The organism is Streptomyces sp. (assembly GCF_035644915.1).
In the GTDB taxonomy this organism is placed as follows: domain Bacteria; phylum Actinomycetota; class Actinomycetes; order Streptomycetales; family Streptomycetaceae; genus Streptomyces.
Genome location: NZ_DASQNP010000204.1, coordinates 1 through 19,318, shown reverse-complemented (window position 1 = coordinate 19,318; position 19,318 = coordinate 1). Strand labels below are relative to the sequence as shown.

The 19,318-nt window shown below is 71.6% G+C and carries 20 protein-coding genes; 12 read left to right on the top strand and 8 right to left on the bottom strand.

The window, feature by feature from the left end; all coding sequences use genetic code 11:
- Window positions 1-98 precede the first annotated feature (98 nt).
- The gene (locus VE546_RS22615) at window positions 99-1,448 is read right to left on the bottom strand and encodes a metallophosphoesterase (protein ID WP_324925264.1); all 1,350 of its coding nucleotides are present in this window, start codon (window positions 1,446-1,448) and stop codon (window positions 99-101) included.
- Between the two features lie 57 nt (window positions 1,449-1,505).
- Window positions 1,506-1,766: an SCO4848 family membrane protein gene (locus VE546_RS22610; RefSeq protein WP_324925262.1), complete on the bottom strand. Its 261-nt coding sequence runs from the start codon at window positions 1,764-1,766 to the stop codon at window positions 1,506-1,508.
- Window positions 1,767-1,877: 111 nt separating this feature from the next.
- Between VE546_RS22610 and VE546_RS22605 the strand changes: the two genes are divergently transcribed.
- Window positions 1,878-3,245 carry a D-alanyl-D-alanine carboxypeptidase family protein gene (locus VE546_RS22605; RefSeq protein WP_414720550.1) on the top strand — a complete coding sequence of 456 codons (1,368 nt, stop codon included), beginning with the start codon at window positions 1,878-1,880 and terminating at the stop codon, window positions 3,243-3,245.
- Window positions 3,246-3,294: 49 nt separating this feature from the next.
- Here the strand turns inward: VE546_RS22605 and VE546_RS22600 are convergent, their stop codons facing one another.
- Complete coding sequence (locus tag VE546_RS22600; protein ID WP_324925260.1) at window positions 3,295-3,876, bottom strand: 2'-5' RNA ligase family protein; 582 nt, start codon at window positions 3,874-3,876, stop codon at window positions 3,295-3,297.
- Between the two features lie 107 nt (window positions 3,877-3,983).
- Window positions 3,984-4,997 (bottom strand): tryptophan--tRNA ligase, encoded by a 1,014-nt coding sequence (gene trpS, locus VE546_RS22595; RefSeq protein ID WP_324925259.1) that lies wholly within the window; start codon window positions 4,995-4,997, stop codon window positions 3,984-3,986.
- 273 nt (window positions 4,998-5,270) lie between these two features.
- Between trpS and rocD the strand changes: the two genes are divergently transcribed.
- On the top strand, window positions 5,271-6,497 hold the full coding sequence (gene rocD / locus VE546_RS22590; RefSeq protein ID WP_324925257.1) for an ornithine--oxo-acid transaminase: 1,227 nt from the start codon (window positions 5,271-5,273) through the stop codon (window positions 6,495-6,497).
- 290 nt (window positions 6,498-6,787) lie between these two features.
- Window positions 6,788-7,267, top strand: coding sequence for a carboxymuconolactone decarboxylase family protein (locus VE546_RS22585; protein WP_324925255.1), 480 nt, complete (start codon window positions 6,788-6,790; stop codon window positions 7,265-7,267).
- A gap of 61 nt (window positions 7,268-7,328) precedes the next feature.
- On the opposite strand, the gene VE546_RS22580 is transcribed toward VE546_RS22585, so the two are convergent.
- Window positions 7,329-7,670: a helix-turn-helix domain-containing protein gene (locus tag VE546_RS22580; RefSeq protein WP_324925253.1), complete on the bottom strand. Its 342-nt coding sequence runs from the start codon at window positions 7,668-7,670 to the stop codon at window positions 7,329-7,331.
- 177 nt (window positions 7,671-7,847) lie between these two features.
- On the opposite strand from VE546_RS22580, the gene VE546_RS22575 reads away from it, so the two are divergent.
- From VE546_RS22575 to VE546_RS22555, 5 genes are all read left to right on the top strand, one after another.
- Window positions 7,848-8,771 carry an NAD(P)-dependent oxidoreductase gene (locus tag VE546_RS22575; RefSeq protein WP_324925251.1) on the top strand — a complete coding sequence of 308 codons (924 nt, stop codon included), beginning with the start codon at window positions 7,848-7,850 and terminating at the stop codon, window positions 8,769-8,771.
- Window positions 8,772-9,460: 689 nt separating this feature from the next.
- Entirely contained in the window at window positions 9,461-9,961 is a 501-nt protein-coding gene (locus VE546_RS22570; RefSeq protein ID WP_324925249.1) for a toxin, read from the top strand.
- Complete coding sequence (locus VE546_RS22565; protein ID WP_324925247.1) at window positions 9,958-11,151, top strand: MAB_1171c family putative transporter; 1,194 nt, start codon at window positions 9,958-9,960, stop codon at window positions 11,149-11,151. Before VE546_RS22570 ends, VE546_RS22565 begins: the two co-directional genes overlap by 4 nt.
- Window positions 11,152-11,164: 13 nt before the next feature.
- Window positions 11,165-12,115 carry a DNA-binding protein gene (locus VE546_RS22560; protein ID WP_324925245.1) on the top strand — a complete coding sequence of 317 codons (951 nt, stop codon included), beginning with the start codon at window positions 11,165-11,167 and terminating at the stop codon, window positions 12,113-12,115.
- Window positions 12,116-12,148: 33 nt separating this feature from the next.
- Window positions 12,149-12,613, top strand: a complete 465-nt coding sequence (locus tag VE546_RS22555; RefSeq protein WP_324925243.1) for a DUF3574 domain-containing protein — start codon at window positions 12,149-12,151, stop codon at window positions 12,611-12,613.
- An 82-nt stretch (window positions 12,614-12,695) separates the two neighbouring features.
- On the opposite strand, the gene VE546_RS22550 is transcribed toward VE546_RS22555, so the two are convergent.
- Window positions 12,696-13,931, bottom strand: coding sequence for an SUKH-4 family immunity protein (locus VE546_RS22550; protein ID WP_324925241.1), 1,236 nt, complete (start codon window positions 13,929-13,931; stop codon window positions 12,696-12,698).
- Between the two features lie 136 nt (window positions 13,932-14,067).
- Window positions 14,068-14,772, bottom strand: a complete 705-nt coding sequence (locus tag VE546_RS22545) for a hypothetical protein (RefSeq protein ID WP_324925239.1) — start codon at window positions 14,770-14,772, stop codon at window positions 14,068-14,070.
- Window positions 14,773-15,555: 783 nt separating this feature from the next.
- Between VE546_RS22545 and VE546_RS22540 the strand changes: the two genes are divergently transcribed.
- The 4 genes from VE546_RS22540 to VE546_RS22525 all read left to right on the top strand — a co-directional run bounded on the left by VE546_RS22540 (window position 15,556) and on the right by VE546_RS22525 (window position 18,012).
- Complete coding sequence (locus VE546_RS22540; protein ID WP_324925237.1) at window positions 15,556-16,062, top strand: hypothetical protein; 507 nt, start codon at window positions 15,556-15,558, stop codon at window positions 16,060-16,062.
- 259 nt (window positions 16,063-16,321) lie between these two features.
- Window positions 16,322-16,756, top strand: a complete 435-nt coding sequence (locus VE546_RS22535; RefSeq protein WP_324925235.1) for a hypothetical protein — start codon at window positions 16,322-16,324, stop codon at window positions 16,754-16,756.
- A gap of 554 nt (window positions 16,757-17,310) precedes the next feature.
- Complete coding sequence (locus tag VE546_RS22530; RefSeq protein ID WP_324925233.1) at window positions 17,311-17,520, top strand: hypothetical protein; 210 nt, start codon at window positions 17,311-17,313, stop codon at window positions 17,518-17,520.
- A gap of 264 nt (window positions 17,521-17,784) precedes the next feature.
- The gene (locus VE546_RS22525; protein ID WP_324925231.1) at window positions 17,785-18,012 is read left to right on the top strand and encodes a hypothetical protein; all 228 of its coding nucleotides are present in this window, start codon (window positions 17,785-17,787) and stop codon (window positions 18,010-18,012) included.
- 1,014 nt (window positions 18,013-19,026) lie between these two features.
- Here VE546_RS22525 and VE546_RS22520 read toward each other — a convergent pair.
- Window positions 19,027-19,318 (bottom strand): hypothetical protein (locus VE546_RS22520; protein ID WP_324925229.1); only part of this gene is annotated, 292 nt, incomplete at its 5' end.

The following is a 19,318-nucleotide window of genomic DNA, read 5'->3' as shown; positions in this document are numbered from 1 at the left end:
GCGGCCGCCGGGCCGCACCCGGGCCACAGAAAATCAGGAGGGGGCGCACACGCAGAAGGTGCACACCGGTAACAGTCGGATAACCGGGCGGAGGCCGGTCAGGCCTGCCGGGAGGCCAGTTCCACCACGGTGATGTCGGACTCCGCGCCCACCCGTACGGGCGGGCCCCAGGCGCCCGCGCCCCGCGTGACGTAGAGCTGGGTGTCGCCGTAGCGCTCCAGGCCCGCGAGGGTGGGGTTGGCGGCCTGGGCGAGGTAGGTGGCGGGCCACATCTGGCCGCCGTGGGTGTGCCCGGAGAGCTGGAGGTCGACGCCGTGGTCCACGGCCTCGTGGATCTGGACCGGCTGGTGGGCCAGGAGCACCACCGCGCGGGAGGTGTCGCGGTCGCCGAGCGCCCGCTGGAAGTCCGGCCCCTGGCCCTCCTCCTCGCCCGCGAGGTCGTTGACCCCGGCCAGGTCGAAGTGGCGCAGTTCGCGGCGGGCGTTCTCCAGCGGCTCCACGCCCAGTTCGCGGACGTGGTCCACCCACTCGCCGGCGTCGCCGAAGTACTCGTGGTTGCCGGTGACGAAGTACGAGCCGTCGCGCGAGCGCAGTTCGGACAGCGGCTCGGCGGCCGGGCCGAGGTCGGCGACGCTGCCGTCCACCAGGTCGCCGACGATGGCGACCAGGTCGGCGTCCGTCCGGTTGATGGCGTCCACGATCCGCCGGGTGTGGGAGCGGCCCAGGATCGGGCCGAGGTGGATGTCGCTGACCACGGCGATGCGGTAGCCGTGGGCGGCCCGGGGCAGCTTGGCCAGCGGCACGGTGACGCGCTTGATCCTCGGGCCCCTCAGCACGCCGTACGTGCCGTATCCGACGGTGCCGGCCGCGGCCACCCCCGCGGCGGCGGCCACGGTGCGGGCCACGAACAGCCGGCGCGAGGGCCCGGCCGCCGGGGGCGGCGCGTCGCCGGAGCCCGGGCCGCTGCCGTCCCGGTCTCCGTCGCGGACCGCGACCGCGGTGGGCGCGGGGCGCGCGGTGGCGGCCCTGCCGTCGCCGGAGGGCTCGGCGGGGGCGGGCTCCGCGGGGGCGGCCGTGGCGGTCTCCCCGGGCGTCTCCCGGGAGGCGCCGGGTGCGTCCGCGGCGTCCCGGCGCTCCAGGAACCGGCGCAGCAGCGGCCGTACGGCCTCGCCCACCAGCAGGGCCAGCAGCAGGTAGAGCAGCAGGGCGAGCCAGAGGTAGCCCGGCCAGGCGAGGACCCGCTCCAGGGCGAAGGGCAGCCCCGCGCGGTGGACGACCTGCGAGGCGACGGTGGTGAGCGGCAGCACGACGATCAGCACCGTGCCCACCCGTCTGTACCGGGTGCCGCGCGCCGCCACGTCGCGGACCAGCCGCCGCCACAGGTACCAGTGCGCCGCCACCAGTACACAGACCACCAGCAGCGCGACGACTGCGTAGACCACGACCATCCCCGGTTCCACTCTCCCGCCCGTTTCCCCGCCCGATTCCTCACCCGCCGCCGGCCGCTAGCCGGGCTGGCCGTCCGCCTTCCGCCCGCGCAGCGCCCGCAGGCCGCGGAGGCCGATGGCGCCGATCGCCGTTCCCAGTACGAGCGAGGTGACGGCCAGCACCAGGTGGACCCAGAAGTACGCGGTCGGGTCGCCCGCGTCGTCGAACGCCAGTCCACTGCTGTCCTTCCACAGGTTCCCGAGGAAGTTGGTCCACACGAACCAACTCCACACTCCGAAGGCGAGCAGGAACCACGAGACGGGACGGGAGAGCTTCACACCCCCAAGTATGTCTATCGGACCAACGGAATCACCGGCAGGGGCGGCCGGAGACACCGTGATGGTCCCCTCGGCGGAACCTTCCCTGCTCCGGACCGGTACGTTCACAGCGTGTCGAAGACCCGTTCCGTCATCGCTCGCGCGCGCCGTGTGCGCAGCGCCCGCGGCCTCACGGCCGCCGCCACCGTCCTGCTCCTCCCGTGCCTGCTCGCCGGCGCCCCGGCCGCGGCCGCACGCGCCGCGGCGGACGAGCCCGACGAGCCGAGTCCGCCCGCACACATGTCCACCGTGGGCGGTGCACGCCTCGGCCTGCCCGGGGTCCAGATACAGCCGCTGCCGGGGGCCGGCGCACCCGAACTCCCGGACTCGATCACCTCGCGGGCGTGGATCGTCGCCGACGCCGAGACCGGCGACGTGCTGGCGGCCAAGAACGCCCACTGGCCGCTCGCCCCGGCCAGCACGCTCAAGATGCTGTTCGCCGACACGCTGCTGCCGAAGTTCGACGAGGACACGGTCCACCGGGTCAGCCGGGAGGAGCTGGCGGAGGTCGGCCCGGGCAGCAGCCTGGTCGGCGTCAAGGAGGACCTCACGTACACCGTCCGCGACCTGTGGCTGGGCGTCTTCCTCCGCTCGGGCAACGACGCGGTGCACGTGCTGGCCGCCATGAACGGCGGCACGGACAAGACCGTGCGGGAGATGAACGAGCACGCCAGGGAGCTGGGCGCGACCGACACCCAGGTCGTCAGCCCGGACGGCTACGACGCCGAGGGGCAGGTCTCCTCCGCGTACGACCTGACCCTGATCGCCCGCTCCGGAATGCAGAAGCCGGCCTTCCGCGAGTACGCGGCGACCGTGCGGACGCAGTTCCCCGGCGAGGTGAAGAAGGGGAAGGACGGCAGGAAGAAGCGGGAGACGTTCGAGATCCAGAACACCAACCGGCTGCTGACCGGTGACCTGGGCCTGGAGCCCTACGAGGGCATCGCCGGGATCAAGAACGGCTACACCTCCAAGGCCGGCCACACCTTCACCGGGATCGCCCAGCGCGGCGACCGCGTGCTGCTGGTGACCGCCATGCACCCCGAGGAGGGCGGCCTGCTGCGCGTCTACGAGGAGACCGCCGAACTCTTCGACTGGGGCTTCGCGGCCGCGGACAAGGTCGAGCCCGTCGGCGAGCTGGTGCCGCCGGAGAGGGTGCGGACCGGGGAGGGCAAGAACCCCGACGCCGGGACCGCCGGGCGGACGGCCGGCACGGGCGCGCAGCCCTCCGGTCACACGGCGGCCGGCAGCCAGCGGTCCCCGGGCGGCGCCGTCACGGCCCTGGCGGTCGCCGCGGCGGTCCTCGCCGCGCTCGGCGCGGGGGCGTACGGGGTGCACCGCCGCCGGCCGCTGCCGGGCCTGCCGCGCCCGGGACGCGGGGTGCAGGGCCCGGCGGCCCCCGGCGGTCCGGGGAACTCCTCGGGCCCCGGGAAGGAGGGCTGAGCGGGTCCCGGCCTCCCGGACCGGCCCCCGGCCGGCGCGCCGGAGCGCGTCAGATCGAGGGGGCCGGAGGGCGGGAGAAGGTCGGCTGGTGCGGCAGCGACAGGGGCTGGGCGCCGAAGGCGAACTCGCGCTGCAGGCGCCACACGCAGTCCTTGCCCTGCTCGTACAGCGCGAACCCCGTGGCCGTCCAGGAGGCCTCGAAGTCGGCCAGCTCGGCGTACGCCCGGTCCATCGCCTCCTCGGCGATGCCGTGGGCGACCGTGACGTGCGGGTGGTACGGGAACGGCAGGTCGCGGGCGAGCGGCCCGTCCGCCGCGCGGACCCGCTCCTGGAGCCGGCCGCAGGCCGAGCCGCCCTCGACGACCTGGACGAAGACGACCGGTGACAGCGGACGGAAGGTGCCGGTGCCGGACAGCCGCATCGGGAAGGACCGGCCGGTGGCGGCCACCCCGGCGAGGTGCTCCTCGATCTCCGGGCGGCGGGAGGCGTCCACCTCGGTCGGCGGCAGGAGGGTCACGTGCGTGGGGATGCCATGGGCCGCGGGGTCGCCGAAGTCCGCACGCCGCTTCTGGAGCAGGCTGCCGTAGGGCTCCGGGACCGCGATCGATACGCCGAGCGTGACGGTCCCCACGTGCTTCTCCTTCCTCTTCCTCGTCTTCCTGGTCTTCCCGGGCTTGTTCGCCTTGGCCGTTCTCGTCGTTCCCGTGTGCCGTTCTCCCCCGCGTGATCGGTGCCCGGTCAGTGCTTGGCGGGCACGAAACCGACCTTCTCGTACGCCGTGGCGAGCGTCTCCGCGGCGATCGCGCGCGCCTTCTCCGCTCCCTTGGCGAGCACCGAGTCCAGCGTCTCCGGGTCCTCCAGGTATTCCTGGGTGCGCTCCCGGAACGGCGCCACCCAGGCGGCGACGATCTCGGCGAGATCCGTCTTGAGGGCACCGTAGCCCTTGCCCGCGTACTGCTGCTCCAGTTCCGGGATGCCGGTGCCGGTGAGGGTGGAGTAGATCACCAGCAGGTTGCTGATGCCCGGCTTCTCCTTCTCGTCGTAGCGGATCTCGGTCCCGGTGTCGGTCACCGCGCTCTTGATCTTCTTGGCGGAGACCTTCGGCTCGTCGAGCAGGCTGATCACGCCCTTGTGGGACGCCGCCGACTTGCTCATCTTCACCGACGGGTCCTGGAGGTCGTAGATCTTCGCCGTCTCCTTCAGGATGTGGGCCGAGGGCACGGTGAAGGTGTGGCCGTAGCGGCTGTTGAAGCGCTCGGCGATGTCGCGGGTCAGCTCGATGTGCTGGCGCTGGTCCTCCCCGACCGGCACCCGGTCCGCCTGGTACAGCAGGATGTCGGCGACCTGGAGGATCGGGTAGGTGAACAGGCCGACCGTCGTCCCCTCGGCCCCCTGCCGCGCGCTCTTGTCCTTGAACTGGGTCATCCGCGACGCCTCGCCGAAGCCCGTGAGGCAGTTCATCACCCAGGCGAGCTGCGCGTGCTCGGGCACGTGGCTCTGGACGAACAGCGTGCAGCGCTCGGGGTCCAGCCCGGCCGCCAGGAGCTGGGCGGCGGCCAGCCGGGTGGCGTCGCGCAGCTCCTTCGGGTCCTGGGGGACCGTGATGGCGTGCAGATCGACGACCGCGTAGAACGCGTCGTGGGTCTCCTGCATCTCCACCCACTGCCGGACGGCACCGAGGTAGTTGCCGAGGTGAAAGGAGCCCGCGGTGGGCTGGATGCCTGAGAGAACACGGGGACGGTCAGTGGCCATGGCGCCCATTCTCGCAGAGCGCCCGGGACGCGCTCACCCGTGTATCGGAGGGCGGCCGGCCGGTGGGCGGTGCCCTCCGTCATCACAGCAGGCGGCGCCGAAGGGTTTCTTCGCGAAGCGGGCGTACAACGATAGAGACAGGCGCCGCACGCGGTGACCGCCGCAGGATCGCCGGTACGTCCACCCGTCCACCCGTCCGCCCGACCGACCCGCCGCCCCCCTGGACCCGCGCCGTCCGCCCCCGCCCACCCGACCCCGACCCGGAGCGTTGCCATGGCCGTCACAGCAGAACCGCCCGCCGGACCGTCCGCGGCGTCGATCGCCGCCGCCGACGCGCACAGCGCGCACAACTACCACCCCCTGCCGGTCGTCGTCACCGCGGCGGAAGGGGCGTGGATGACCGACGTCGAGGGCAGGCGCTACCTCGACATGCTCGCCGGCTACTCGGCGCTCAACTTCGGCCACGGCCACCCCCGGCTGCTCCGGGCGGCCCGGGACCAGCTCGACCGGCTCACGCTCACCTCCCGCGCCTTCTACCACGACCGCTTCGCGGACTTCTGCGCCGAGCTGGCCGACCTGTGCGGCATGGAGACGGTGCTGCCGATGAACACCGGCGCGGAGGCCGTGGAGACCGCGGTCAAGACCGCCCGCAAGTGGGGGTACCGGGTCAAGGGCGTGCCGGACGGCCAGGCGAAGATCATCGTCGCGGAGAACAACTTCCACGGCCGCACCACCACCATCGTCAGCTTCTCCACGGACCCGGAGGCGCGCGCCGACTACGCGCCCTACACGCCGGGCTTCGAGGTCGTCCCCTACGGCGACCTGGACGTGCTGCGGGCGGCGGTCGACGACAACACCGTCGCCGTGCTGCTGGAGCCGATCCAGGGCGAGGCGGGCGTGCTGGTGCCGCCGCCGGGCTACCTGGCGGGCGTGCGCGAGCTCACCCGCGAGCGGAACGTGCTGTTCGTCGCGGACGAGATCCAGTCGGGCCTGGGCCGCACCGGGAAGACCTTCGCGTGCGAGCACGAGGGGGTCGTGCCGGACGTCTACGTGCTGGGCAAGGCGCTCGGCGGCGGCATCGTGCCCGTCTCGGCGGTGGTCTCCTCCCGCGAGGTCCTGGGCGTCTTCCGGCCCGGCGAGCACGGTTCGACGTTCGGCGGCAACCCGCTGGCCTGCGCGGTGGCGCTGGAGGTCATCGCGATGCTGCGGACCGGCGAGTTCCAGCAGCGGGCCGCGGAGCTGGGCGAACACCTCCACCGCGAGCTGGCCCCGCTGGTGGGCGGCGCGGTGGAGGCCGTGCGCGGACGCGGACTGTGGGCAGGCGTGGACGTCGTCCCGTCCCGGGGCACGGGCCGGCGGATCTCCGAGCGGCTGATGGAGCGGGGCGTCCTGGTGAAGGACACCCACGGCTCGACCATCCGCATCGCCCCGCCGCTGGTGATCTCCAAGGAGGACTTGGACTGGGGCCTGGACCAGCTCCGCGCGGTGCTGGGCGCCTGAGGCGCACGGGGTTCCGGCGGCCCGGTGAACCGGGCCGCCGGAGCCCGTGCGCCTGTGCCGCCGCCCGCCCGGGGGCGCCGTGCGGCAGTTCGTCCAGCGGCGCCGGCCCCCGTACCAGCCGGACCGGAGGTCGTGGACGGGCTGCGGGAACGTGCCCGTGAGGCGGTCCGGGCGCCCGGCGCCGGGAGCGGGGCGGCGGGCGCGGCTCCCTGCCCGAAGCGGCCCGGGACTCCGCTTCCCGCCCGGAAACGGGCCGTACTCCCGGGGCGTCTCCCCTTACAGTCGCCGGTATGACGACCACTCACGAACACGGCCCGCGCATGAACCCCTTCAAGGTCGCCCCCGAGGTCTACGAGGGCATGACCGCCTTCCAGGCCGCCGCGGCGAAGGGCCTCGACCCGGTGATCGCCGAGCTGGTGAAGATCCGCGCCTCGCAGCTCAACAAGTGCGCCTACTGCCTGGACATGCACCTCACGGAAGCCCGGCGGCAGGGCGAGTCCCAGCTCCGCCTGGACCTGGTCGCCGCCTGGGAGGAGAGCCCCGGCCTCTACACGGACAAGGAGCGGGCGGCGCTCGCGCTCACCGAGGCGATCACGCTGCTGGCCGAGGAATCCGTCCCGGACGAGGTCTACGAGCGGGCCGCGGAGCACTTCGACGAGACCGAACTCGCCCACCTGATCGCCCAGATCGTCGCCATCAACGCCTGGAACCGCTTCCAGGTGACCGCCCGTGCGGTCCCGGCCTCGCTGGAGAAGACCGGCGGGCGGTGACCGTGCCCGCCGCGGGCGGGCCCGCGGCCGGATGGCGGGCCCGCCCGCGGGGCCGGGTGCCTCAGGCCTCGCGGACGGCCCTGATGCGCTCCATGTTCTCCTCGCCCCAGTCGCCGAGCGGCAGCAGCGCCTTGTTGAGCGAGGCCCCCGTCTCGGTCAGGGAGTACTCCACCTTCGGCGGCACCTCCCGGTAGACCTCCCGGTGGACGATGCCGTCCGCCTCCAGCTCCCGCAGTTGCTGGATCAGCATCTTCTCGCTGATGCCCGGCAGCGCCCGCCTCAGCTCGCCGAACCGGCGCACCCCGTCGTGGAGCTCCCACAGGATCAGCGGTTTCCACTTGCCTCCGACGACCGCCACGGCGGCGTCCAGTCCGCAGATGAAGGTCACGCGCTTCCCGCCCACGTCCCGCTCTCTTCCCTGGTGGAATCCATTGCTTACCTTCTGGTGAGTACCCGACTTAATAGTAGGTACTTGCCCCTCCGCCGGCCAGGAAGAAGGATCGACGGTGCGCGGCGCCGCGATCCGACGGATTCGACAGAACCGACAGGTCCGGACGGACCACCCGGCAGGGAGTGTGTGATGAGCGAGACGAGCGCGGGCGGCGACCGCCCGCCGGTGACGGTGATCGGCCTGGGGAGCATGGGCAGCGCGCTGGCCGGGGCGTTCCTGGCCGCCGGGCACCCGGTGACCGTGTGGAACCGCACGCCGGAGAAGGCCGGTGCGCTGGTGGAGCGGGGCGCCGTACGCGCCGCCACGGTCGCCGGCGCGGTGGCGGCGAGCCCGCTGGTGGTGGTGTGCGTCCTGGACTACGCCGCCGTGCACCGCCTCCTCGGCCCGGTGGGCGGCTCCCTGGCCGGCCGGACCGTGGTCAACCTCACCAACGGCACCCCGCGGCAGGCGCGGGAGACCGCCGCCCTGGTGACCGGACACGGCGCGGAGTACCTCGACGGCGGGATCATGGCGGTCCCCCCGCTCATCGGCACCCCCCACGCCCTGGTCCTCTACAGCGGATCGCCCGGCGCCTTCGAGGAGCACCGGCGGACGCTCCGGGTGCTGGGCACCGCCGAGCACCTCGGCGCCGACCCCGGCCTGGCGCCGCTGCACGACCTGGCCCTGCTCACCGGCATGTACGGGATGTTCGCCGGCGTCCTGCACGCCACCGCCCTGGTCCGCTCCGCGGGGGTCGGGGCGCGGGACCTCGCGCCGATGCTCGCCTCCTGGCTGAAGACCATGGTGGACGCCGAACTGCCGCGCCTGGCCGAGCGGGTGGACTCCGGCGTCTACGGGGGCGACGTCGGCTCCCCGCTGGCCATGCAGGCGGCCGCCTTCGACAACTTCCTGCGGGCCGGCGAGGAACAGGGCGTCCGCCCCGACCTGATCGTCCCCCTGAAGGCCCTGATGGACCGGCGCGTCGCGGACGGGCACGGTGACGAGGACCTCGCCGGGATCGTCGAACTGCTCACCGCCCGGCCCGCCCGTCCGGCCGGCCGGCACGCGTCGTGAACACCGCTCCCGTCTGAACCGCCCGACCCGCGCCCGCCGCCGGCAACCGTTGCCGGCGGCGGGCGCGGGCCCGTGAGCCGCCGTAAGCCGTGAGCCGCCGTAAGCCGCCGTGGCACCCGCTCCGGTACCGGCCATAGACTGTGCGTCACACCGACCGGACACTCCGGCACGTCAACCGGCCTGTACAGCGGGCCGCATGACGGTTCGCCGGCGTGGGTACGGGGCGGCCAGGGAGGGGTGCGGGCATGACCGGTTCACCGGGTGCGCCGGGGAGGAGTCCGGCCGGCGAGCCCGGCCGCCTGTCCGCGGTGGTGATTCCCGCGGGTCGCGGTTCCCGCGGCGGCGGGGAGGCCGCCCGCGCCGCCGGAGTCGCCGGGCGGACGGAGGAGGCGGCAGGGCCGTCCCCGCGGGGGACCTTCCGGGAGGGGCCCCACGAGCACCACGGCCGCACCGGAGTCACCGGCCGAAGACACCCTGAGCCGACATGTCGACAAACCTGCCGAATCCCGGTGAATGCTTGCGCACGGCCCGGCAGTTGGTGACGATCGCCGGGGGGCGTCGTGATCGGACCGCCAGGTGACGCCACGCCCCCAGGACGCCGACGGCATCGCCAGCGTGAAGCCGGAAAGGACATTGTGGTGGCAGCAATCCCTCTGCGAATGCCCCGTCGCCGTACCCGGTTCCGAAGGATGCAGCGCGCCTGCGAAAGACTCATCACCGAGGCCGGCATCACCTCCGGCTCCGACATCACGGCCATCTGCGACCAGGTCAGCCGCCGGCGCGGGCGCCCCATCCGCCTCACCCCCATGGAGCTGGGGGAGCCGTTACTCCACGGGCTGTGGATCGCCTTAGCCGACACCGACGTCATCGTCTACCGGGCGGACACCAGCAGGTCCCACCAGGAACACATCATCGCGCACGAGCTGTCCCACATCATCTGCGGTCACGACTTCGGAGGGATCCCCGGACCGGCCACCCCGACCCACCTCTTCCCCGACCTCGCCCCGAACCTCGTCCGCAGGGCCCTCCAGCGGTCCGCCTACGCCGACCGGGACGAGCAGGAGGCCGAGATGATGGCGTCGCTCATCCTGGCGCGCGCCCGCCGGGGGGCCATCGAGCCTCCCCCCGCCCTGCCCCCCGAGATCGCCACCGTCATGGCCCGCGTGGAAAGCGTCATCGGCCGCGGATGATCTACGACGTTCTGGCCCACATCTGCGCCCTGGCCGGGCTCGCCGCGTTCTGCTACAAGCTCCCGGAACTCCTCCAGCGCCGGACCGACCCGGCGCTGTGGGCGCTCGCGGTGTACTTCCTGTGCTCCGGGCTCAGCTTCCTCATCGACCTCAACTGGCTCCGGGGCCACGTCTCCGGCTTCTTCAGCTACCCGAACCTCACCACGATCATGACGCAGGCCGCGGTGGTCGTGCTGACGGCGGCCCAGCAGGTCGTACTGGTCCACTGGTCCCACCCGCCCGAGGAGGCCAGGATCCGGGCGAAGCGGCGCATCCGGGCGTTCTCCGTGACGCTGGTGGCCCTCGTCGCCCTGTTCTTCCTGGTGGAGCCCTACCGGAGGACCCCCTCCGCGGAGGGCACCCTGCTGAGCAACATGCACGACCTCGACTACGCGGCGTACCTGCTCTTCTACATCACCATCTGCGCGGTGGGGCAGGTGGGCGCGGTGCGGCTGTCCTTCCGCTACGCGCGCATCGCCCACCGCACCTGGCTGCGCGTGGGCATGTGGACGGTCACCGCGGGCGCCTCGTTCATCCTGCTCTACTGCGCCACCCGGTACACCCAGACGATCGGCACCCAGCTCGGCTTCGACATGAGCGCCTGGGAACCCGTGTACTGGCTGGCCGGCGACGTGGGGTCGCTCCTCCAGGTGTTCGGCTGGACCGTTCCGTCCTGGGGCCCGGCCGTCTCCTCCTGGGTGGCCGACTACCGGTCCTACCTGCGGCTGCGTCCCCTCTGGTGGGCCCTGTACGAGGCGGTGCCGATGATCGCGCTCGAACCGCCGCCGAAGAGGTGGCTGGACCGGCTCCCGCCGTCCGACCTCGAGTACCGGCTCTACCGGCGCGTCATCGAGATACTCGACGGCTACCACGCCCTGCGGCCGCACCTGACCCACGCCGCGGCGCAGCACGGTCACCCGCCGGGCCGGGCACGGCACTCCCCCGCCGACGAGGCCCGTTTCCTCCGGGCCGCCCTCAGCGCGCGGGCGGAGGACTCCACGGCGCCCCCGCCCCCCGCGTCCGCCCCGCCCCCGCCCGCCGAACGCGGCGGCGACCACGGCGACTACGCGGACGAAGTGGCCTGGCTGACCGAGGTGGCGAGGGCCTTCGCCCGCCTCCCCTCCCCACGGACCACCCCACAGGACGAGTAGGGCCCCACACAGCATGGCCACACGCACGGAACGAGCCGGGACACCGTCCCCGGCGCCATCCTCGCCGGACATCCGCGCCCTGACGGCGGAACTGCTCGCCCTCGACCGGACGTCCGGGGCACGCCGGGCGGCCCCCGCGGCGATCCGGGCGGTCACAGCGGTCGAGGCCGCCGCGGCGGCCACGGGGCTCCTCCGCCCGTCGTCCGGCCGGGAGACCGCGGCGCTCGCGGAGCTGTTCGAGGTCGCCGCGTGGATCCTGTTCGACGCCGAGCACCACCGGCTGTCGCACCGCCTCAACCGGCGCGCGCTCGGCCTGGCCCGGAGGCTCCCGGAGGAGGACCGTTCCCTCGAACTGCTGGTCCTGTCCGTGCTGAGCATGCAGGAGGCCCACCTCGGACGCCCCGGCGCCTCCCTGCGCATCTCGTCGTCCGTCCTCGCCAGGAAGGACCTGCCGCCCCGGGTGGCCGCCCTCTTCCACGTGCGCGAGGCACGCGCCCACGCCCAGCTCCGCAGGAGGGCGGACGCGCTGCGGTCCCTGTCCATCGCCCGGGAGCTGTCCGCGGACGGCCCCTCCCCCCAGGACCCCTCCTGGACCTGGTGGTTCGACCGCGCGGAACTCGACGGCCACCACGGGCTCGTCCTCGCCGACCTGGGCGACCCGGACGGGGCGGCGTCCCTGCTGCACGAGGCGACGGCGTCGGACGCCGGCCCCGCCTACCGCTCCCTCTTCGCCACCGAACTCGGCCGCGTCCTCGCGCGCGCCGGCGCGTGGCGGGAGACGGACACCTGGCTGTCCGGGCTGGCCGAGGCCGTCCCGGACCTGGGCTCGGTACGGGCCCTCAACTCCCTGGGGCACGCGCTCGGCGCCGTCGAACGCGGCCGTGGCGTGCCCCGCGGGCTCAAGGACACCACCCGGCACCTCACCGGACTGCTCGGACGGGAACTCCCGCACCACGGCCGGTGACGCACACCCATCACGACACCTCAGGAAGCCACCATGACGCCACGAACGTCCCGCGGACTCCACCTCGCCACCGTCCTCGCCGCCCTCCTCGGTGTGGTCGGCACGTCCGCCGCCTGCACACCGCTGCTCCAGCAGCAGCACGCCGCCAGACCCGGCTCCTCGCACACCGAGCCGTACATGAGAACGCAGCTCTTCTTCGGCACCGGCCGCCACAACGGCGCCCCGCCGATCACCGAGGAGCAGTTCATGGACTTCCTGGACACGTACATCACCCCGCGCTTCCCGGCCGGGCTCACCCTCCAGGAGGGCCACGGCCAGTGGCGCGACAAGACCGGCTCCATCAACAGCGAGCGCTCCTACGAGCTGATCCTGCTCTACCCGCGGGAGACGGCGAGGGCCCGCGACGCCGACATCGAGTACATCCGGAAGCGGTACACGGAGATGTACGACCTGGAGTCCGTGGGCCGGGTGGACGAGGAGGTACAGGCCGACTTCTGACGGCGCGCCCCTCCCCCCTCCGGGCCCGGTGACGGCCCCCGGGCCCGGTGGCCTGCCGCTCGGTCAGGGAGTCGCGCGACCGTCAGAGGACGCCGCCCGCCTCGTCGTGGAAGACCTCCGGCCAGTAGCGGAAGTCGTCGGGCCCCTCCGCCGGCCGGCAGGCGACCGGATCGAGCGGGGCGAGGACGCCGATCATGGTCTCGGCGAGTTCGTAGTAGAAGTCCTGGGTGAAGTCGTGCTCCTCGTTCAGAGCACGCTCGCGGCCGTGCAGCCACACCGTGAAGGCCAGGGTGGAGACATCGGCGTTCAACGGGGTGGTGCCGCCGCCACCGAGCTCGCTGTAGAGGACCTTCCCGGTGCGGCCGTCGAGCAGCACGTCGAAGTCGTGGACCAGGCCGCCGAGCAGCAGCAGGTGGTCGGCGTCGGCGGGCAGGTGGCCGGCGCTCTCCGAATCGTGGAACAGGTGCCGCGTCTCCGGCATGCTCCTGTACCGCGCGTCCACTTCGGGCAGGGGCCTCAGCAGCTCCTCCCCGCCGTCGAGCCCGAACATGAGGCCGTCGCGCGGCAGTCCCACCTCGCTCAGGAAGCGCCGGGTGGGCTCGTGCACCAGCGCCCCGGGCAGCTCCTCCGGGGCGACGCGGACGATCTCCTGAGCGCCGAACTGCTCCTCCAGCACCCGGCGGGGCAGGTCGAGCCGCAGGCCGTCGCCGGGCCCGGCGATCAGGGCGAGGGGCCGTATCAGCGCGGCGATCCGCCAGAAGACCGGCACCGGATGCCCCCAGCCGGCCGGGTCGCCGGCGGGGCCCCATCCCCCGCTCCCCCAGTCCGCGCCGGCGAAGACCGACAGCAGCAGTCCGGACGCCTCGGCCACCGCCTCGGGACCGGTACGGCCGGCCAGGTGCCGGAAGGGACCGCGCCGGGCCGCGAAGTCGTCCGCCGCCGCGAGGAGATCCAGCAGCGTCGCGAGCGAGGGCGCGAGCGGGAACAGCTCGGCACCACGCGGGCTCTTGTCCCACAGGTACAGGCTGAAGACCCGCCCGGTGGCGCCGTCGAGGACGATCTCCTGTGTCGTCTCCTCCCCCACCCTGAGACGGCCGATGACCACCAGCTCCGCGATGTACGGGTCGAGATCGGCCGGGTCCGCCTCCGCGGCGACCAAGTGCGGCACGGCCACCATCCGTGCCTCGGCCAGTGGCCCGAACTCCACCAGATCGTGCTCGCGGGGCAGCCCCTCCTCGGTCAGCACACGACGTGTCGCCGCGTGCGTGATCGCCGGATGGAGCGCGTCCTCCGCAACGGTGACGAACGTGTCCGCCATGGCAGCCCCCGTGGCCGTCGGTGATCTTCGGATGGCGTCACCTTAGGAGCGGCCACTGACATCGGCGGGCAGCCGCACTCCAGGCGGGGAACCCGGGACACCTGCCGCCGGCCCCGGGAAACGGTCCCAGGCCGGCTCAGCCACGCGATGGCTCGGAGTCCACGCGCCGTATCTCGTAGCCGTACTCCTTGTCCGGGTCGACGTGGAAGTACATCACCGGGTTCTCATCCCCCCGTTCGACCCGCAGCCATCCCACATCGGGACCGTTCGAGAAGGAACCGCCCTCTTCGATATAGAGGAAGACATCGGAGTCTCTTTTTCTTCCCTCGCCGGGACTGCCGAGTTCCCACCTCCCCTGTCCGGAGAGCTTTCCCTTCCCCGGGGGAGCCTCAGGAAAGAAGTCGATGGCGTAGCGGGGGATGCCGGACATCTCGAACCGTCCGTCCTTCCCAAACTCGACCCGACCGCCACCGTCCCCCTCCCAAACGCCGATCACCTGCCCGGCGCTGATCTTCTCGTCGCCACTCCCACAGCCCGTCCCGGCGACCGAGACAACGACGGCCAGTACGGCACACCGGAAAATCCGGAGAATTCTTAGCCTCATGAAAACCCTGCTTGTAGATGGTCCCTTGCCGTCACCAGTTCCGGCTCCGCATCTGTGTGCTCGACCTTCACCGTCGGGCCGGACGCTGTCGTCTGCGCCGCAGCCGGCGGCGCCATCGCCACCTCGCCAGGGTTCTACCCCTGCCTCCAGAGACTGGACGATCAGCCGGTGGGTGAGGAATCCCCGGCGTATGTACAGAACCTGCTCGCGGAACTTGAGCGCCGCAAGAAGTTGCACAGCTATGACATGGAGAGGTTACTCCACCTATAGGTGCGGCCGTAAGCACATGCGGAACTACCGACACCTCCGCGAATACAGCAGATCGCTGACCGACCTCGGTCGGCAAGGAGTTTGCCGAAGGTGCACCGGATACCGAGGCTTCAGAAGCTGCGTCTAGCCTGATGGCTGCGTCGACAGTCCTGTCGGCACAGCCGTTACCACCACAAAAGAGGCATCGTGGACGACCTGGTGAATCTCGCACTGCGCGTCCTGCGTGGCGTCGCTCAAGGCGTAGGCGCACTGCTTGAGTACATCAACCTCCGGGACGGTTACCGCGCCTTCAAGCGCGACGTTCGACGGATGCGTCGAGGGGAAAGAAAGTAATTCATCCGGTCACCACGCGGATCAAAACGGTGATCGGCCGCCCGACGCATGAGCCGCCTGGCCGCCCGGGCGTCGAGCGGGTGCTTGGTCAGCACCCGTGCGCCGCCGTCGTCGACGAGAAGTCCTGCGGTCGCCGGAGACGGGACGGACTCGCCGCCGGTCTCCTCCGCCGGCTCCAGCGACTGCGGCATCCGGGCGAGGCCTCCGCCGTGGCGGGATGGTCTCCTCGGCATGTGAACGACCCTCTCACCGCGGTACCGGAGCACCACGTCAAAGCCCCGTCGGCATCATGTACGCCGTGAGGGAGGCTCCTGACTTCACGTCACCACCGGACGCGAGACGGGGCCGAACGATCGATGGAACGAACATGTCGCTATGCCCGGACGCGCAGAATCCGGCGGAACGGACAGAGAAACCATGAACATCCAGGACTCCCTCGAAAACCTCATCAACGCGCTGCGCCGCCATGCCGAGTTGATGTCCACGCCCGACGCCGCGGGAAACGCGGGTGTCGAAGCGTTCCTGGAGCTCAGGAAGGCTGCCGCGGCGTACGGCCGAAGCGTCCGCGAGGAGACACAGTGGGACAGCCCGTTCGCCGAGATCGAGGAGGACGAGGAAGACCTCGAGGCGGACGAGGAGGAGGACCTCGGGGACATCTTCGGCGCCGAACCCGGCGAGGACGGCTTCACCGTGTCGGGTACCTGGACGTTCGAGGTGACCGACCAGGAGGCGTGGCTCGAATACGTCAGGCAGCGGCTGGCCGGCGCTCCGGAGGCGCCCCGGCAGTTGAGCGGAGATCCGGCCGAAGCCGCCGCAGCGGTGCTGGCCTACGGGGACCTCTTCGCTCCTCTCGCCGAACACGGTGTCATTCATGTCGACCAGGACTGGACCATCCAGGGCGCGGGTGAGATCCCGGAAGACTGATTCTCCTTGTGAGACTCACCCGGCGGGTATGGGCGGGCGGGGCCGGGCGAGATGAGGACGATCGGTTCGCCGAGCCGGCTCCGCGCCCCCACCAGGAGGCGACGAAAATCGCGCCATCCGATACCGCGCCTGGCGTTCCCCGTGACGCTCTGTCGTGGCCTGACATGAGCTGACATGAGACTCGGGGAGCGTGGGGCAGGGCGGGCAGGCCCCTCCCACCCCGCGCTCCCCGAGTGCTGTGAAGTGAAAGGTTGCCCCCATGTGGCATGGCTGCACACCGGTCCTCGACGACGAGCCCGGCCCGGCCGGGCGGGAGATCTCGGGGTGGCGAGTTCCCGGCGTCGGTGAGATCGACGTCGAGTCCGAGGGCTTTCGGCTGTCCGTGCTGCCCACGGGCGAGACCCTGCGCGTGGAGCTGGCCTTCGCCGCCGCGTACGCCGAGTCGGAGACGGAGCCGTACCGGCCTCTGGGGCCGGTGACGTTGACGCTCGACGACGTACGGTCCATCGCGCTGCACACTCCGGGAGCGCCCTCCGACCCGCTGTGGAAGAGGGTGCTTCGCGGGGACCCGCACGACGAGGTTCTGCGCATGACGTGGGACGAGGACGACGACGTCCTGCATGTACGGGACGGCGGCGTCGTCCTGTCCTGCCGGGGCGGTACATGGCGCTGGGAGACCCGGACCGGCGCGTAGGGTCCTTCACGGCGCGCGCTGTGACACTTCGACACCTTCGCGCGCAGTGCTCAGCAAGAGCACGAACCGGACACGCGATGCGAAGAGGTCGGTGTGGGGCCCCTTATGCCCTTAGCCAACCCCGCCGTTTCTGCCTTGTTCCTGAACGCGCAGGTCATGCGACGGCTGCTTCGGGGGTGCGGGATTCGCAGAAGGTGCCGTCGCGGAGCATCTCGAAGGTGGTGCCGCCTTCGGCTCTGTGGGACGTCACTTCCTCAAGAAGGGGCTCTACCGTTGGTCCACGAAGCGGTACCCGGGCACTGGACGCCACCGCAAGACGGCGCCACGCTCTCACCGGAAGCGGTCGTGGTGGCGGTGGTGAACCTCTGGAACTGATGCTCTGAAGTGCTGGGCGAATACCCAGCCGTACGTCAGGGTATCGCCGAGCGCGGCCGGGCCTGGGATATTCTTTCCGGGCCCGGCCCCGGTGTCCCTTCCCACGCATTCGTTCCCGGTGCTCACAGCACCGCAGGTACCAGTGACGCAGAATCCTCCCAATAGCCTGGACGGCATGAATGACTGAGTTGCAGAAGAATGCTCGCGTATTTCCCGTTCTAGCCTTGATCGCCTTTATCACCGGTGTCGCGTTCACCGTCTTCATCAGCCGCGAATCAGCCGCCTTCCTTTTCGCCGCATCGGCGGTGATGTTCGCTGTTTCCTGGTACTTCGCCCGTGCTTCGCGCGACGCGTCCACCGAACGGAACGACCGGAGCGCCTCGGCATGAGGTCGCGCCGGGTACGGGGCACAGATGCCGCAGTGGCGGCAGGGAGGTCAGAGCGTCGGTGACGACGTGAAGCCCGCAGGGGCAGAAAACCGCTCCGGTCCTGTCTCCGCCCGGCCGCGCCGCGGCTGCGTCACGCCGGGGTGGATCTGACCGGGGCGGTGCCGGCAGGCGGGGGCGCGGGCAAGGGAACCTCAGCGGGATGGGCGCCGCGCACCCGCACTCCATGGATGGTCCTTCGACCAGTCGCACACCACAGGATGATCTATGTTCGGTTTCTACGTTCGGCTCGGCTTCCTGGCAGTGGCCTGGTGTGTCCTGGGCGTGGCCGTATCGCTGGCGGCGACCGCTCTGGGGTGGGCGGACTCACCGACCGTCAAGGCCGCGATCGTCGCGTGGGTGCTGTTCCTCGGTACGGCGGCGAGCGCCAGGCGCCTGTACGACAGCAGGAACACCCGGAACCGTCCCGGACGTCCCGGAGAGCAGGACGACTGAGGGCTTTCGGCCTTCCTCGCTGCCCACCGGAGAGAGGTCCTGCGGGTGGAACGGGGCGCCTCCACGTCCCCGTCGAACTCTGCGGGGCGTGAGACCGTCTGGCCGCGCCGGAGAAGACGGGAGGACAGGAGGCGGACCTGGCCGAGGCGTCTCCTTCGTGGGCACAACGTGTCGGCGCCGACGTGACGTTGCTTCCTTCGCTGAGGAAGACGTCACTGGCCGGCAATACCGGCACGCCCGTCGCCCTGGACAGCGACAGGCACGGTCATCACCTGCTACACCTGGCTCGGTGCCAAACGGCGCGGCGGGGCACGCAGCCGACCGCTCCGGGCACTATTGGAAACGCCGAGGCGGATGCCGCTACAGCCGTGTGCGCGGAATTTACCAGCGGCGCGGGTGGCGCGGCGGCTACCGTACCCACTCTCGTTGGAATCGCAGATGAGCAACCCGTCACGCCGCGAAAGCATGCGGCGACTCTCCGCTCGCTACCCGCTTGGCATGGGGGTACTGGCGGGATCAGCCTGGACATTCGTGTTCTGGCTTTTCCTCGACCCCCCAGGCACCGGTCTTCTGATTACATTCACTGCATTCACGGCGCTCTTCACACTGGCCGCATGGAATGAACGCCGCCGCAGAAAGCGGATGAACTTGCCTCGCTGAAAATCTAGCTCAGAGGACACAAGAGACGGGTAGCACCTGAGCCGGTGGCCGGACCGGCGAGGAGTACCGGACCCGCTCACCGGCTTATTTCTATGCATTCCACGAAGAAGAGGAAGGCTCGGAACTCATAACCCGGGTGCCGGTCGGTGATCACATAGACCTTCGGCCTGCCTGGCGGACCAGGCAGGCCAGGAAGCCGGTGAGCCACAGGGTGCCGCGGGAGGCGATCACGGACCGGGATTCAACCCCACTGGGTGGCGTGGAGGAGCAGGACCATGGCCACGGCCGAGGCGGCGACCAGAACGGCCGTCCAGGTGCACGACTCCAGGCGCCCGCGGCGCCGGCGGTGGGACATCACCAGTCCTCCCCTCCCCTCCGCAGCGGGCAGCCGAGCGGCGGCGGCCAGTCGGCGCGGTCGGTGAGGCGGTGGGCGTGCACGGCCAGGACCGGCGTCGCGTACCGCCAGCCGCCGGGGGCGTCGGCCAGCGCCCGGACCCGGGCCGGATCGTGGTAGGCCAGCGGCGACAGGCAGCCGCGCATCCCGCGCAGCATCGCGGGCACGTCCTGCCCGACCAGCACCCCGTACGCCACCCCCGGCACCATCGGCTCCCGGCGGCGGACGGTCCAGCACAGCCGGTACCAGCCC